Raw genomic sequence first — 16,001 nt, forward strand, 5'->3', positions numbered from 1 at the left:
TCGCGGCGTTTCCTATGGCCTTATTCCAACTCGATGGCCACCTACAGCGCATGAATACCCAACACACCGATATCGCTTCCGATGCTTTCAGGCCGGACGCTCACTATCAGCACCTCATTAATGTGATCCCGTCCTGGCTCCGTCAGGCAACACCCCATCGCCGTGAGGCGCTGCGCAACAGCAGGCCAGGCATGCCGGCCGGTCTCAAGGATGCGCCGCCCCATCAGCATGCGGAACTGGGCAAGCTCATCGCCCGACAGGTGACCAGCCAGAATCAGGTCGATCAGATGATGGCAAAACTGCAGAGCCCCGCTGACTTTGCCGAGTCGCTGCTCGAACCGGCGCTCAAGACCCGATTCGGTCTGGAACTGGACCCTCGCAAAACCTTCCTTCACCTTTACATCCCGGATCACATCCCCTGGCTACGGTTGAAGTCCGGGGCTGCGCGTACCTGGACGGTGTCACTGGTCGATGCCGCGCTGCACAACTTTGAAAGCGCCGAGACCGAAGCAGACGCCTACGAGCCGGCCTCGACGTACATCACGCCTCCTGCTGCCAACGGGCAATTCGATACATTGCCGCAGATTCTGGAAAAGATGCCCATCACGGCATTCACAAGCCTCTGCCGTGAGCTGGACATTGGCCAGCGTTATAAAGAGTATCTGGAGGACAATCTTGGCATCAGCAATCCGGTAGCCGCGGCCATAGTGAAGTCGAAAATCCACGCCAGCCAGAAAGCCGCGCTCACCGCCGCCCTGCACATGGCGCAGATGCAAAAGCTGCTGGGCAGTGATGCCCACCAACTGATACTTGGCCTGCTCGACAACCTGCCGAATTTGAGGTTGCACGGTCAGCCCTGGGGCTGCCATGAACTGACCCTCATGAACTTTCCCCTGACCGGTATTGTGGTGTTTTCAGCGGATCTGGAGCGGGCGAAAGAAGTGTCCAGGGTAGTGGCCTACATTCCTGACGACCCCGAACATCCGATCAAGGAATACCCGTCGTCCGCCGCATTCGCCGAGGAGCTTGGTCAGCGCTTGCGCGCGCCCGAATACCAACAGTTCTTCAGCCGCTTCATCAATCACGAGGATCTTGGTCGCTTCTTCGCACAGTTGAACAACGAGCTTTCGTCCGTCACCTGGCAGCCCGTTCCGCCGGGCGATCCACGACCGACCTGGCGGGAACAGCCCAACGAACGTCCCAATCTGCGCATCGTGGCGACGCCGGTCCAAAGGCAGTTATTGACCTATTTTTTTCAGAGCAGACTTAACAAGATCCTCAACGATGCGCGAGTCATTGCAGTATCTACTGCAACGGTCGACCAAAAAGCGCGTTGGGCACTGTGGGATTCTTTCACCGAAATTGCCTCGTTCGTGCTGAACATCGCCGCCTTCATTGCGCTGCCGTTCGTGCCTTACCTCGGCGAACTGATGCTGGCCTATATGGCCTACCATCTGCTCGACGAAACCTTCGAAAGCATTGTTGACTGGGCCGAGGGTCACACCATCGAGGCCTTCGAGCACTTCATGCGGATGGTTGAATCTGCCTTGCAACTGGGTGCCTTCGCGGTGGGCGGTGCAATTGCGGCAGGAGAGCTTCGCGCGATCCTGCCTCGGGAAATTGTGCAGTTCATCGATCGTTTCAGTTCCGTGAAGCGGCCCAATGGCGATACCCGCTACTGGAAACCCGACCTGACTGCCTACGAGCAGCCCGTCACCCTCCCGGTGGACTCGAAACCGGACTCACTCGGACTGCACAAACATCAAGACAAAACCCTGTTGCCATTGGAAGGCAAACACTACGCGGTCAGCGAGGACTCCGTAATCGGCGAGCATCGCATCGACCATCCCTCCCGCCCTGAAGCCTACAAACCTCAGCTTAAACACAACGGCGCCGGTGCCTGGCAAACCGAACTCGACCAGCCACTAAGCTGGGACCAGGCCACCGTGCTGAGGCGAATCGGGCCTGACATGCAGCGCTTTTCCGAAAGCGAGCGCGAACGCATCCTCGCCATTAGCGGTTGCCACGAAGATGTCTTGCGCAAGATGCACGTAAATGGAGGGCAAGTGCCGCCGCTGTTGGCCGACACGCTTAAGCGCTTCAAGATCGATCAAGACATTCAAACGTTTATTCAGCAAATCGGCAGTGAGCTTCCGGAAAATCACCTCAAGGCCGATCCGGTGCTGCAACTTGAACTGCTCAATGAAAACGGCTATTGGCCGACGAACAAAGGGCTGCGGTTAACCGACGGAAGAGCGCAAACACTTTGGCAAAGTCCCGCCCCCGATGTGCCTGTTTTGCCGATCGATGCCACCAGACTCAACGACGGCGACCTGCTCAAAACCTTTCTCATGGCCTTGTCAGATACCGAAATAAAAACACTGATGGGCGAAGAGTTCGGTCTGCCCTCCCCGCCTATCGAAAGCCGTACACGCAGCTTGCGCCGAACATTGGCAGACATTGCCGAACGCAAGCGACAAGTCCTGTTCGACCAGCGTTATCGCACGCTCGAACGCGGCGCCTCTGGCGCCGTACAAACCCTCATGGATGCCGAAACCGGCTTGCCCACCAGCGTCGCAGAAGCACTCATGGGCATGGCGAACGATGCAGAGTTGCAGCTGCTCAAACGCGGAACCGTTTCCCCGCGATTAGAAGACCTGAGCCAAGAGGCCGGATTGCAGGTGCGCATTACCCGCGCCTACGAAGGACTTGAGTTGCCATCGGCCACGGCCAATCTCGACTCGGATCGATTGGCCCTGCACACCCTGGAAAACTTGCCCGGCTGGACAGGACAGTTGCGCCTGGAAATCCGTCACTACTCCTATGAAGGGCGCCTGCTCGACAGCCTTGGCACTGTGGACGCACCGGTTCGCAAGGTCCTTGTCCTTACCGAAGAAGGCGCTTACCAGCCCTTTGATAACACCGGCGAAGAACTCAGCGACTCGAACTCGCTTTACCACAGTCTTCTACAAGCAATGCCGGACAGTGAGCGGATCGCACTGAACATTCACATCGGCGAAAGTGCACGACTCCAACAATTGATTCGCCAACACACCTTGCGCCGCGATGCCTTGCGCGTATTGCTGGCTGAACACCCCAATTACAAACCCACCTTTGATCCGACAGTGATGCGCCTGCTCGGTGGCGGTGATGGCCATCGTCTGATGCCGAAGAATACGCCAACCCTGCAAGCCCGAGCCCAAACCCTGTTCCCGCATTTAACGGGCGAGGAACTTGAAGCTTTCGTCTTGCGCTTGCAGCAACACCCAAGCGGCCCTCGGGCAGAGTTGAGTCGTCTTATTGCCGACCACCAGCAACTTGTCGAAACGCTGTCGCCCTGGACTGATGAAATCCCGTTATTCATTCCCGACACTGAAATCAGGGTCACCCCCGAGCAATTCGCAACCCAGAAGCAAACCCGCCAGCAATTCGTGATCGATCTGCTGGACTGTTGGCGACAGCAATGGACCCTTCCCGAATCCATACTGGAAACGGTCGATCTCACTTTCTTCCGACCAATTATCGGGGAGTTGCCATCGTTGAGCGCCGACTTCAGCGCAGTCACCCTAGTGACACTGGATGGCAGTAGTGCGACGCGGGGCATTCACGAATTCCTGCGCAATTTTTCCGGTTTGCGCGCCCTCACATTACGCAATTTCAACTTGGGCGAACTTCCGGACCTGCTCAACTCACCGCAAATAAAGTCGCTGATTCTCAGCGACTGTTCAATTACCCTCAGCCCCGAAAACCAGACCACACTCGCAGGACTGCATCAGCTGACGACACTGGATCTGTACAAGAACCTGTTGGGGCAGGCGCCCGATGTGGAAAGCATGCCCGATCTGAACTACATCGATATGTCGCACACCGGCATTACCAATCTGCCACGCGGCTTGCTGACGCGTCCGCGCCTGCGCACTGCCCTGCTAAACGACAATCTGATCGAGGAATTGCCTCCAACGCTGTTCACGCTGCAACGCAGCACTCAGGAAGGCATCGACTTGGGCAGCAATCCTCTTTCTACAGCCAGTCGCGAGCACCTAAAGCAGCACTTCCAACAGACTTATCAAGACTTCGGGATTTTCGCCGCCGAGTCAGATATTCATCGTGTGCAAGCGTTGTACCCGGCGATGGATCAGGAAATCGCGAGCAGATTCGTTTATCTACTGCCCGGTACTTTGAGCGAGGGCCGAATCGTGCTGAGTCACCTTGAAGCCGAGCTCGTGACCCTCGAAAGCGATCTGTCTGCCTGGACCGCCGACGTCCCCGCCGTACACCCGCAAAGCAACCAACCGTTCAATGCACAGCAACTGCTAATCGAACACTCGACCCGGGACGAATTCAGGCAGCTTGTGTTGCGCTGCTGGCGTCGAGAAAGCGAACTGGATGACTTCAACGACTTGATGCAGCCGACCTTTGATTTGAGCCTGGACACCTTGATTACCGGTGATCTGCCAACCTTGAGCGCTGACTTCAGCCACGTCTCGACGGTTTATCTGAACAGTCAATCCGGACTCACCACAGGTGTCACACGGTTTCTGGAACGCTTCCCGAAACTCAAGACCATCAGCATTCGCGACTTCCCCCTCGGCGATATTCCGGAGTCGATTTTCCGCATGGGCGACCTGACCTCGCTCAATTTCGCCGATTGCAACATCACCCTGACTGCGCAGACTGCCTCGAACCTGGCCGAAATGACGCGCCTTAACTTCCTGGATCTGAGCAACAACCCATTGGGGCTCTCACCGGACATCAGCCAGATGACCGAACTGGCCACTTTGCAGCTGGATAACTGCGGCCTCACCGAGCTACCTTCCGGATTGTTGCATCTCACCAGCTTGGTAACAGCGGATCTGAGCGGCAATGCCATCACCGCGATACCCCATGACATTTTGGAGCTGCCAACGGAAATCGCCGAAAGCATCGACCTGCGCGGCAATCCGCTATCCGAAGAGAGTGTGCAAATCCTGATCGCCTATTTCAGGCGGACCAACATCGACTTTGGCGTGGAAGCTGTGATCGAACGAGCAGAAATGGAGGTCTCGACATCTGAGGATTCCGCCCCCGACGAGTAAACGGTCAGACGCGGATCAACCGCGCTCCGACGGCACCGACGACAATTCGAACGGACTGCTGCTGCGCCGCTGGTTGCGATCTTCCCGCGGCGTGGCACCGAAGAAATTGCGGTAGGCGCTGGAGAAATGCGGCCCCGAGGAAAAGCCGCACGACAGGCCGATCTGGATGATCGACTTGCTGGTTTGCATCAACATCTGCCGGGCCTTGTTCAGGCGCAGCTCCAGGTAATACTGGCTCGGCACACGGTTGAGGTATTGCTTGAAGATCCGCTCCAGCTGCCGGCGGGACACGCACACGTGCTGGGCGATTTCGTCGGTGGTCAGCGGTTCTTCGATGTTGGCTTCCATCAGCAACACCGCTTGGGTGAGCTTCGGATGGCTGGAACCGAGACGGTTCTGCAACGGAATGCGCTGACGTTCACCGCCCTCGCGGATGCGCTCGACCACCAATTCTTCAGACACCGCTCCGGCCAGTTCGGCACCGTGATCACGGGCGAGCACCGCCAGCAGCAAGTCGAGCACCGACATGCCGCCACACGCCGTCAAACGATCGCGGTCCCAGTCGAACAAATGGCTGGTGGCGATGACTTTCGGGAAACGTTCGGCGAAATCGTCCTGCCAGCGCCAGTGCACGGCAGCGCGATAGCCGTCGAGCAAACCGAGTTGCGCCAACGGGTAGACACCGGCAGACAAACCGCCAATCACGCAACCGGCGCGCACCAGTTGCTTGAGCGCGCTACTCAGTGCTGGCGCCAAAGTGGTGGGTGGCTCGTCGGCGAGCAGGAACAATTTCTGAAAGTTTTCGAGCTTGCCGGTCCAGGGTTCACCGGGCAATTGCCAGGTGCTTTCGCTCGGCGCTTCGGCCTGCAGGAACGACAGTTCGTAAACCACGTCCGGATGCACACGCTGGGCAACGCGCAAGGCCTCCTCAGCCAGCGCAAGCGTCAGTGCTTTAGTGCTGGGCCAAATCAGGAAACCAATTCGATGGGCAGTCATGGCGGGCAATCCGAAACGAAGAACGGTGATGAAGGCATGGGCCAATGCTAGCCCGTAAATGAACGCAAATCTCAAAACCAACAAAGAACTCTTGTGGGAGCTGGCTTGCCAGCGATGGCGGTCTGTCTGTGCAAAAAATGCAAGCTGACCCTACGCTATCGCTGGCAAGCCAGCTCCCACAGGAATTGGGGGCCTGCCGCTAATTTGCGAAGCATGCACTATCACGGTGCACAACGGCAGTCTTGATTACTTCAGGCTGCCGGACAGGAATTGCTGCAAGCGCTCGGATTGCGGGTTCACCAGCACTTCGCGCGGGTTGCCGCTTTCTTCGACCACACCTTTGTGCAGGAACACCAACTGGTTCGACACTTCACGGGCGAAGCCCATTTCGTGGGTCACCACGACCATGGTCCGGCCTTCCTGGGCCAGGGCCTGCATGACCTTCAATACGTCGCCGACCAGTTCCGGGTCGAGGGCCGAGGTCGGTTCGTCGAACAGCATCACTTCCGGTTCCATCGCCAGCGCACGGGCAATCGCCACGCGCTGCTGTTCGCCGCCGGACATGTGCCCCGGGTAAGCATCTTTGCGATGGGCCACGCCGACCTTGTTCAGGTAGTGCTCGGCCTTTTCACGGGCCTCGGCCTTGGACACGCCCAGCACATGCACCGGCGCTTCCATGATGTTTTCCAGCGCGGTCATGTGCGACCACAGGTTGAAATGCTGGAACACCATCGACAGGCGCGAACGCATGCGCTGCAACTGTTTCGGGTCCGCGGCTTTCATGGCGCCGTCCTTGTTCGCCACCAGCTTCAACTCTTCGTTGTTGAGCAGAATCCTGCCGGCGTGCGGCTGCTCCAGCAGGTTGATGCAGCGCAGGAAGGTACTTTTGCCGGAGCCACTGGAGCCGATGATGCTGATCACATCGCCAGCCGCCGCTTTCAGGGACACGCCCTTGAGCACTTCGTGACTGCCATAGCGTTTATGCAGGTCTTGGACTTCAAGTTTGTACATGCGGTCGGTTCTCACAAAAACAGTCAGTCAGTCGTTGAGCAAGCGCCCGTGACGCAGCGCTTCGCGCCCCGCCACCTTGGCCAGCCAGAAACCGGGTTGGGCATAACGCAGCCGTTCAATGGCAAACAGCACCCCGGACGTACCAGCACACACCGTGCTGACCCGATCCGACAACGGATCGATCACTTCAAAAATCTCGTCACCTGCCTCAACCCATTCGCCGGGTTGACGCAGGAAACTCACCACGCCGGGATGCGGCGCGAACAGCAATTCGGTGCCTTCGAACGGCAGGCCTTCGCAAGCGTCCTGCGCAGGTTTGGGCCATTCACCGCTGATCAATCCCTGCTCGGCGAGGAACGCCAGAATGCCTTCGGCGTAGGCTTCGGTTTCAGCGCGACCGGTGTCGGCTTGACCACCCAATTCCAGGGTCGTCGCCAGACACGCCAGTGGAATCTGCGCGTCCGGGAACAGGCGCGACAGGCGCAACCACGGCAGCGAACAGGCCTCGTCGAAGGAGCTGCCGCCGGAGTCTTCCGCCAGCAAGCCAACCCGCACATTCAAGTGTGCAGCCAATGAGCGCCACTGCGGCCAGTGCTGCGGCAAGGCGTACATGTGCAGCGCCGCTTCGGCATCGCAATGCAGGTCCAGCACCACATCGGCGGTGCAGGCATGGCTGAGCAAGATGCGTTGCATGCCCTGCAACTGGCTGCTGGCCGGAGGCAGTGCGGCCAGATGATCGGCCATCGCCTGACGGATCAACTGGATATTGGCGTGTGGATCATCGCCGAGGCTTTCGGCCAACGCAGACGCAACCGGCGCGCTCAGCTCAACGAAATCGCGATTGAAATTCTTGCCGCTGCCGGCCTCGAAACGCCCTTGATGATTGCCCTGAAGCAGTTGACCGAGGCCCAGTGGATTAGCCACCGGCACCAGTTCGATCACGCCGTTCAACAGGCCTTGGGTTTCGAGTTCGGCCAGACGCTTTTTCAGCGCCCAAGCCGTGCGCATGCCCGGCAGTTCATCGGCGTGCAAACTGGCCTGGATGTAGGCCTTGCGCTCGCCACTGCCGAAGCGAAACACCGAAATCTGGCGTTCGCTGCCCAGGTGGCTCCACGGCAATGAATGATCGATGCGTTCCATATCAGTGCTTCCGCGGGGCCAGGTAGCCCAACCAACGGCGCTCGGCCAGTTTGAACAGCTTCACCAGGATGAAGGTCAGGCACAGGTAGAACACGCCGGCGGTGATGTACGCCTCGAACGGCAGGTAAAACTGGGCGTTGACCGTGCGCGCGGCACCGGTGATGTCGATCAGGGTCACGATGGAAGCCAGACTGGTGGTCTGCAGCATCATGATCACTTCGTTGCTGTACTGCGGCAGCGCACGACGCAGGGCCGACGGCAGGAGGATGCGCTTGTACATCTTGTACCGCGACATGCCCATTGCCTTGGCCGCTTCGATCTCACCGTTCGGCGTGGCGCGCAGGCTGCCGGCAATGATTTCGGCGGTGTAGGCGCTGGTGTTGATGGCGAATGCCAGGCACGCACAGAACGTTGCGCTGGACAGCCACGGCCAGAGGAAGCTTTCGCGTACCGCTTCGAACTGCGCCAGACCGTAGTAGATCAGGAACAGCTGCACCAGCATCGGCGTGCCACGAATGACGTAGGTGTAGAGCCAGGCCGACATGTTGACGACCGGGTTCTTCGAGACGCGCATCAAGCCCAACGGCAACGCACACAGCAGGCCGAAAAACAGCGACAGCGCGAGCAATTTGAGGGTGGTCACCAGGCCGCCCAAGTACAGGGGCATGGCCTCCCAAATGACGTTGTAGTCGAAGATCATAGATCAGCCGCCCTTACGCCTACCGAGTAGCGCTTCTCAAGGTGACGCAATGCCAGCAACGAGACACTGGTGATCACCAGGTACATCGCCGCCACTGCGAGGAAGAAGGTGAAAGGCTCGCGGGTAGCATCTGCCGCCTGCTTGGCCTTGAACATCATGTCTTGCAGACCCACCACCGAAATCAGCGCAGTGGCCTTGGTCAAGACCAGCCAGTTATTGGTGAAGCCCGGAATCGCCAGGCGAATCATCTGCGGCACCAACACCCGGAAGAACACCTGAAAACTGCTCATGCCGTAAGCCATGCCGGCTTCAGCCTGACCCTTGGGGATCGCCATGAACGCGCCACGGAAGGTTTCCGAGAGGTACGCTCCGAAGATGAAACCCAGGGTGCCAATACCGGCGGCCAACGGGTTCAGGTCAATGTAATCGTCGAAACCGAGCAGCGGCGCGACGCGGTTGAGCAAGTCCTGACCACCGTAGAAAATCAGCAGGATCAGCACCAGGTCGGGAATCCCGCGGATCACCGTGGAATACAGATCGCCCAGCCACGCCAGCCAACGCACCGGCGACAGACGCAGCGCCACGCCGATCAGGCCCAGGACGATGGCGAGGGCCATGGACGACAAGGCGAGCTGAAGCGTCAGCCAAGCGCCATCGAGGATGACAGCCCCGTAGCCTTTCAACATGATTCAGGTCCTCGAAAGTTGGGATGAAAAAATGGCGCAAACCTCAGAGATTCTGTTGCTTGCGCCATTTCGGACTGTTCGTTGCGACGTGTTTACTTGCCGTAAATGTCGAAGTCGAAGTACTTGTCCTGGATTTGCTTGTACTTGCCGTTTTCGCGAATGGCAGTGATCGCGGTGTTGATCTTGTCTTTCAGCGCGTCACCCTTGCGAACCGCGATACCCACGCCGTCGCCGAAGTATTTGACGTCGGTGAATGCCGGGCCAACGAAGGCGAAGCCTTTACCGGCGTCGGTTTTCAGGAAGCCGTCATTCAACAGGGTAGCGTCTGCCACGGTACCGTCGAGGCGACCGGCGGACACGTCGAGGTAAATTTCGTTCTGCGAACCGTATGGCTTGATCTCGGCACCCAGCGGGGCCAGGACTTCGCGGGCGAAACGCTCGTGGATCGAACCACGTTGCACGCCGATGTTCTTGCCCTTGAGCTCGGTCAGGCCCTCGCTGACCTGCGTGCCTTCCTTCATGACCAGGCGAGCCGGGGTGTTGTAGTACTTGTTGGTGAAGTCCACGGATTTCTTGCGGTCTTCAGTGATCGACATGGACGACAGGATCGCGTCGATCTTGCGCACTTTGAGTGCCGGGATCAGACCGTCGAACTCTTGCTCGACCCACACGCACTTGACCTTCATCTCTTCGCACAGGGCGTTGCCGATGTCGTAGTCGAAACCAACGATGCTGCCGTCCGGCGCTTTGGAAGCGAACGGAGGGTAAGCCGCTTCGATACCAATTTTCAGAGGCTTTTCATCGGCGAAGGTTGGCAGGGACAGCACGGACAGTGCCAGGGCGCCAAGCAGCACGAGTTTCTTCATCTTGGGACTCCATCGGTAAAGGGCTGAAACGGCAGAGTGAGCGATAGCCCAATATGCGAATGAGTGGAACCGGAAAGCGTTGCTGCGTCTTACGTCGCGTGTGCGAAATTTCAACACAGGCAACGACGAGCGAGTGATCGGCATTCTAACGACAGGCCCGAAGCCGATATTTCTTCAATGCGACAACTAGTTACAGATGCACCGAGAAAGCCGTTTGAGCACGTTGACAGCCCTGCAAAATCATGCAAAGGCAAAAGACAGTGAACCGATCTTAACTGCAAATTGCGGGCCTATTATTGGCAAAGCCTTCTAATCCGGCAAGCGCAGCGTTGGGTCTTATTTTATGCGGGGGGTTCTCAGGCCCTGAATGGGTGCTTTGCGTTTCCCTATGCCCCGGATCGGCGCTGGCGGTTACACATTCAGTAACCCGGGAGATCGTGGGTAACAGTGGGAAACCTCCCACAGATGAAGCCGATAATTATTGGCCCATGCTTAGTTGCTGTCTGACAGACCGCCATCGCGGGCAAGCCCGCTCCCACCGTTTTTGTGGCGTGGCTCAGATCGCGCGCACACCGAAAATACTTGTGGGAGCTGGCTCGCCAGCGATGAGGCCAGCCCAGCCAACACAAGACCCTCAGCCACAAAAAAGCCCCGCCAGGCTCGACACCTGACGGGGCTTTCTACGACTCAGAATCAGCGCTTACGCAACATTCATCGTCTTATGCGTATCAATCAAATGCTGCACCACACCCGGATCGGCCAGGGTGGAGATATCGCCCAACCCATCGTACTCAGCGGTCGCAATCTTGCGCAGAATCCGGCGCATGATCTTGCCCGAACGGGTTTTCGGCAGCCCCGGCGCCCACTGGATGACATCCGGCGAAGCGATCGGACCGATCTCCTTGCGCACCCAGTTTTTCAGTTCGAGGCGCAGTTGCTCGTTCGGCTCTTCACCATTTTTAAGGGTGACGTACACGTAGATGCCCTGCCCTTTGATGTCGTGCGGCACACCAACAACAGCAGCCTCGGCAACTTTCGGGTGCGCAACCATCGCACTTTCGATCTCGGCGGTGCCCATACGGTGGCCGGAAACGTTGAGCACGTCGTCCACGCGACCGGTGATCCAATAGTAACCATCGGCATCACGACGAGCGCCGTCACCGGTGAAGTACATGCCACGGAAAGTCTTGAAGTAAGTGTCGACGAAACGATCATGGTCGCCGTACAGCGTGCGCGCCTGACCTGGCCACGAGTCGAGAATCACCAGGTTGCCCTCGGCCTCGCCTTCGATAATGTTGCCGAGGTTGTCCACCAGCGCCGGCACCACGCCGAAGAACGGACGTGCCGCAGAACCTGGCTTGAGCGCGTGAGCGCCCGGCAGCGGGCTCATCATGTTGCCGCCGGTTTCGGTTTGCCACCAGGTATCAACGATCGGGCAGCGGGACTTGCCGACATTCTTGTAGTACCAGTCCCACGCTTCCGGGTTGATCGGCTCGCCGACCGAACCCAACAGGCGCAGGCTGCTGCCATCAGCACCTTCAACAGCCGCAGTACCCGAGGCCATCATGGCGCGGATCGCAGTCGGCGCGGTGTAGAGGATGTTGACCTTGTGCTTGTCGACGATCTTCGCCACCCGGGTGATGTCCGGATAGTTCGGCACGCCTTCGAACAGCAGCGTGGTCGCGCCATTGGCCAGCGGGCCGTAGACGATGTAGCTGTGGCCGGTGACCCAGCCGACGTCGGCGGTGCACCAGTAGATTTCGCCCGGACGGTAGTCGAACACGCGCTCGTGGGTCATGGCGGCGTACAACAGATAACCGCCAGTGGTGTGCTGCACGCCCTTCGGCTTGCCGGTAGAACCGGAGGTGTAAAGGATGAACAGCGCTTCTTCGGCGCCCATCTCTTTCGGCGCACACACGGTGCCGGCCACTTTCATCAGGTCTTCGTACCAGATGTCACGATGCTGGTTCCACTTGATGTTGCCACCGGTGCGCTGGCACACGATGACTTTCTGGATGCTGCTGGTTTCCGGGTTGGTCAGGGCGTCGTCGACGTTGGCCTTGAGCGGGATTTTCTTGCCGGCACGAATGCCTTCGTCAGCGGTGATTACCACTTTCGACTTGCAGTCGATGATGCGGCCGGCCAGGGCTTCCGGCGAGAAACCGCCGAACACCACCGAATGAATCGCGCCGATCCGGGTGCAGGCCAGCATGGCGACCACGGCTTCGGGGATCATCGGCATATAGATAGTCACTACGTCGCCGCGGTGAACGTCCTGGCCACGCAGGGCGTTGGCGAATTTGCAGACTTGTTCGTGCAGTTCGCGGTAGGTGATGTTGCGGCTTTCGGAAGGGTCATCGCCTTCCCAAATGATTGCGACTTGATCGCCGCGCTCGGCCAGATGACGATCGAGGCAGTTGTAGGAAACGTTCAGGGTGCCGTCGGCGAACCATTTGATGTCGACATGGTGATCGTCGAAGGAAGTCTGCTTCACCGTGGTGAAAGGCTTGATCCAGTCGAGGCGCTTGGCTTGCTCGCGCCAGAAGCCGTCCGGGTTGACGACCGACTGCTGGTACATGGCCTTGTAGGTCGCCTCGTCAGTCAGCGTATTGGCCAGAACCTCGGGACGAACGGGATACAGGGAAGCCGCACTCATCTTTCTTACCTCGGTGGAATAGTTGTTTTTGTATGACCACGTTGTAGCCCGGGCCGGGCCTATAGAACCATTCGACGATGGTAGTAACAAGGCCCTACAAAATGTCGTGAATACGTAATCCAAAGACTTCCTGTCGCCCCCGAACCCTGTAGGAGCTGGCTTGCCAGCGATGACGGCCTTTCTGACACACCGCGTCGCCAATATCGCCAGCAAGCCGGCTCCTACAAGTTGTTTCAATGATTGTTACGAAAACTGTCAAAGGTGTTTATCAAAACCACGGCTATATGAATGTAACCCCCACGCCTAAAATTCGCCCCGCCAACCCGGCAACTGAGTTAACCAAGTTACAGCCCCCACGAAGGCAGTTAACCCAAATCCAAGTAGTCAGATCCACACGCAACCCCATAAAGGTTGCGTGACCCCACTCGACCTCAGAAAGGTAAATTTCAGATGAAAGCTTTATTGGTTCTGGCCCTCAGCAGTCTGTGCGTAACCGCCATGGCAGACGAGGTCCAGACTGATGTCGCACAGCAACAACCCGCCATCGAGGAATACACTTACTCAACACACCTGGACATCGCCAAAGTTATTTCCATGAGCGAAGTTCCGAATGTGTGTGAAGTTGTGCCGATGAAAATGGAATATGACGATTCAAAAGGTCAACGCCATATTCTGCGCTACAGCGTTATGGGTAACGGCTGCTCCGGCGGCTGATGGTGACTGCACCGAATCGGCACCTTTGAGCTGATCGCTGAAGGTCGATTTCAGCCCGATTCCGGTCGGGCTCAGTTGTGTCTGGAGTCGTCGAAAAGCGTTTCGAAACACAAGATGTAGTGAAAAAAGCCGTTTTTTGATTGTTTTTTGAGCAAAACCGATTTCAAGCATTTTTTGCGAAAAAAAATCTTCACCCGCCAAAGCCCTGTAAACCCTCGCTCCGACCGAAAAACCTGCCCTTTCGACCGCCCCATGCGCGGATTCGCCCCACCACGCCCGCGAAAATTTCCCTATAATGCCGCTTTAAACGGGCCTGCAATATTCCCTTACAGGGATTAAAAGCCAGTCTGAAGCCCCGCAGTCGCATTCCATGCTTGCTGCGCCCATCAGAGGCTCTCGGAACCCCGTACAAAATTCTGTTTTATTGCTTGCCTCGGCTGGTGCAAAAAACGATTCCTTTAGATCCAACGCGGCCAGTACGGTCGTGTGAAATACCAACCAATCAATTTCACACGGGCAATCTGGCCCTCACGCAGGAGACGACACGTCATGCTGAGCTGGGACGAATTCGACAAAGAAGACACGGAAGTAGCAGTCAAGAGCGCTAACGCTGGCCACGCCACCGAAGCCAACATGGACCGTCTCGACAGCGCTGGCGGTGCCGCCGCCCTCGAAGCCCGCGCCGTAACCGCCGCTGACTCCGCTGCCGTTGCCCGCGCCAAAGCTGCCCTGGATTCTCTCGACGTCGCCGAAGGCCTCGCCGAACTCGAAGGCGCCTCCGCCCGTGTCGCCGTTGACGAAAAGCGCATGATCAACTGCCGCGCCGACCTCAACCAACTCGTGCCATTCAAGTACGACTGGGCCTGGCAGAAGTACCTGGACGGCTGCGCAAACCACTGGATGCCGCAAGAAGTCAACATGACCGCCGACATCGCCCTCTGGAAAAACCCGGAAGGCCTGACCGACGACGAGCGCCGCATCGTGATGCGCAACCTCGGCTTCTTCTCCACCGCCGACTCCCTGGTTGCCAACAACCTGGTCCTGGCCGTGTACCGCCTGATCACCAACCCGGAATGCCGCCAGTACATCCTGCGCCAGGCGTTCGAAGAGGCGATCCACACCCACGCCTACCAGTACTGCATCGAATCGCTGGCCATGGATGAAGGCGAGATCTTCAACATGTACCACGAGATCCCATCGGTCGCGAAAAAAGCCACCTGGGGCCTCAAATACACCCGTTCGATCTCCGATCCGAAGTTCGAAACCGGCACCGTCGAAACCGACAAAGAGTTGCTGCGCAACCTGATCGCCTACTACTGCGTTCTGGAAGGCATCTTCTTCTACTGCGGCTTCACCCAGATCCTCTCCATGGGCCGTCGCAACAAAATGACCGGCGTCGCCGAGCAGTTCCAGTACATCCTGCGCGACGAATCCATGCACCTGAACTTCGGCATCGACGTGATCAACCAGATCAAAATCGAAAACCCACACCTGTGGGATGCCGAGATGAAGGAAGAAGCCTCGCAGATGATCCTGCAAGGCACTCAGCTGGAGATCGAATACGCCCGCGACACCATGCCTCGCGGCGTACTGGGCATGAACGCGGCGATGATGGAGGACTACCTGAAGTTCATCGCTAACCGTCGTTTGTCGCAGATTGGTTTGAAAGAAGAGTATCCAGGGACGACTAACCCGTTCCCTTGGATGAGCGAGATCATGGACTTGAAGAAAGAGAAGAATTTCTTTGAGACGCGGGTTATTGAGTATCAGACTGGTGGGGCGTTGAGCTGGGATTGATTTCCGAGCTTGCCGCGATTTGACGACTTGAATCGGCAAATTGAACATCTGAAAGCCCCGATATAATCGGGGCTTTTTTATGGCGTAGGAAAACTCTTACTCACGCTCTCAGCAAATGCAAAAGCTCCTACAGCAATTCCAGATCTATCCACATTAGGCTGCGGGATTTGCCCTATCTATCGAACGATCACACGCATAGAAGCGTGTCAGTGGCTAAGCCTTGGTGGCGGAAGCTAGCTCAGGTGTTTCAGTAGTTGAACCATTTGGTGTGCTAAGTGACTTGTTTGTAGGAGTGCTCGCGAGATCCATCGCTATTTTCTGTAGGAATTTTCGTAGACAGTAAGCGTCCGGCCAACACAC

The 16,001-nt window shown here is 57.7% G+C and carries 10 protein-coding genes; 3 read left to right on the top strand and 7 right to left on the bottom strand.

Annotated elements, in window-relative coordinates; all coding sequences use genetic code 11:
- Positions 1 to 14 precede the first annotated feature (14 nt).
- On the top strand, positions 15 to 5,075 hold the full coding sequence (locus NL64_RS28830; protein WP_367379628.1) for a dermonecrotic toxin domain-containing protein: 5,061 nt from the start codon (positions 15 to 17) through the stop codon (positions 5,073 to 5,075).
- A gap of 15 nt (positions 5,076 to 5,090) precedes the next feature.
- Here the strand turns inward: NL64_RS28830 and argR are convergent, their stop codons facing one another.
- The 7 genes from argR to acs all read right to left on the bottom strand — a co-directional run bounded on the left by argR (position 5,091) and on the right by acs (position 13,130).
- A complete protein-coding gene (gene argR / locus NL64_RS28835; RefSeq protein WP_034151469.1) occupies positions 5,091 to 6,071 on the bottom strand; it encodes a transcriptional regulator ArgR in 981 nt (326 codons plus the stop codon).
- A gap of 246 nt (positions 6,072 to 6,317) precedes the next feature.
- Entirely contained in the window at positions 6,318 to 7,082 is a 765-nt protein-coding gene (locus NL64_RS28840; RefSeq protein ID WP_034151461.1) for an ABC transporter ATP-binding protein, read from the bottom strand.
- A 27-nt stretch (positions 7,083 to 7,109) separates the two neighbouring features.
- Entirely contained in the window at positions 7,110 to 8,222 is a 1,113-nt protein-coding gene (locus tag NL64_RS28845; RefSeq protein WP_034151462.1) for a M14 family metallopeptidase, read from the bottom strand.
- Between the two features lies 1 nt (position 8,223).
- Positions 8,224 to 8,922, bottom strand: coding sequence for an ABC transporter permease (locus tag NL64_RS28850; protein ID WP_034151463.1), 699 nt, complete (start codon positions 8,920 to 8,922; stop codon positions 8,224 to 8,226).
- A complete protein-coding gene (locus NL64_RS28855) occupies positions 8,919 to 9,608 on the bottom strand; it encodes an ABC transporter permease (RefSeq protein ID WP_034151464.1) in 690 nt (229 codons plus the stop codon). The genes NL64_RS28850 and NL64_RS28855 overlap by 4 nt, the downstream gene beginning before the upstream one ends.
- A 92-nt stretch (positions 9,609 to 9,700) precedes the next feature.
- Entirely contained in the window at positions 9,701 to 10,474 is a 774-nt protein-coding gene (locus tag NL64_RS28860) for an ABC transporter substrate-binding protein (RefSeq protein WP_034151465.1), read from the bottom strand.
- Positions 10,475 to 11,174: 700 nt separating this feature from the next.
- Positions 11,175 to 13,130 (bottom strand): acetate--CoA ligase, encoded by a 1,956-nt coding sequence (gene acs, locus NL64_RS28865; protein ID WP_034151466.1) that lies wholly within the window; start codon positions 13,128 to 13,130, stop codon positions 11,175 to 11,177.
- A 450-nt stretch (positions 13,131 to 13,580) separates the two neighbouring features.
- On the opposite strand from acs, the gene NL64_RS28870 reads away from it, so the two are divergent.
- Both NL64_RS28870 and NL64_RS28875 read left to right on the top strand, forming a co-directional pair.
- Complete coding sequence (locus NL64_RS28870; RefSeq protein WP_034151467.1) at positions 13,581 to 13,844, top strand: DUF2790 domain-containing protein; 264 nt, start codon at positions 13,581 to 13,583, stop codon at positions 13,842 to 13,844.
- Between the two features lie 549 nt (positions 13,845 to 14,393).
- On the top strand, positions 14,394 to 15,641 hold the full coding sequence (locus NL64_RS28875) for a ribonucleotide-diphosphate reductase subunit beta (RefSeq protein ID WP_007978181.1): 1,248 nt from the start codon (positions 14,394 to 14,396) through the stop codon (positions 15,639 to 15,641).
- Positions 15,642 to 16,001: the final 360 nt, after the last annotated feature.

The sequence above is a fragment of the Pseudomonas fluorescens genome, assembly GCF_000802965.1.
In the GTDB taxonomy this organism is placed as follows: Bacteria; Pseudomonadota; Gammaproteobacteria; order Pseudomonadales; family Pseudomonadaceae; genus Aquipseudomonas; species Aquipseudomonas fluorescens_A.

Coding starts and splice junctions, on each gene's coding strand:
- NL64_RS28830 (WP_367379628.1), top strand. CDS start 15: ATGGCCTTATTCCAACTCGATGGCCACCTACAGCGCATGAATACCCAA.
- argR (WP_034151469.1), bottom strand. CDS start 6,071: ATGACTGCCCATCGAATTGGTTTCCTGATTTGGCCCAGCACTAAAGCA.
- NL64_RS28840 (WP_034151461.1), bottom strand. CDS start 7,082: ATGTACAAACTTGAAGTCCAAGACCTGCATAAACGCTATGGCAGTCAC.
- NL64_RS28845 (WP_034151462.1), bottom strand. CDS start 8,222: ATGGAACGCATCGATCATTCATTGCCGTGGAGCCACCTGGGCAGCGAA.
- NL64_RS28850 (WP_034151463.1), bottom strand. CDS start 8,922: ATGATCTTCGACTACAACGTCATTTGGGAGGCCATGCCCCTGTACTTG.
- NL64_RS28855 (WP_034151464.1), bottom strand. CDS start 9,608: ATGTTGAAAGGCTACGGGGCTGTCATCCTCGATGGCGCTTGGCTGACG.
- NL64_RS28860 (WP_034151465.1), bottom strand. CDS start 10,474: ATGAAGAAACTCGTGCTGCTTGGCGCCCTGGCACTGTCCGTGCTGTCC.
- acs (WP_034151466.1), bottom strand. CDS start 13,130: ATGAGTGCGGCTTCCCTGTATCCCGTTCGTCCCGAGGTTCTGGCCAAT.
- NL64_RS28870 (WP_034151467.1), top strand. CDS start 13,581: ATGAAAGCTTTATTGGTTCTGGCCCTCAGCAGTCTGTGCGTAACCGCC.
- NL64_RS28875 (WP_007978181.1), top strand. CDS start 14,394: ATGCTGAGCTGGGACGAATTCGACAAAGAAGACACGGAAGTAGCAGTC.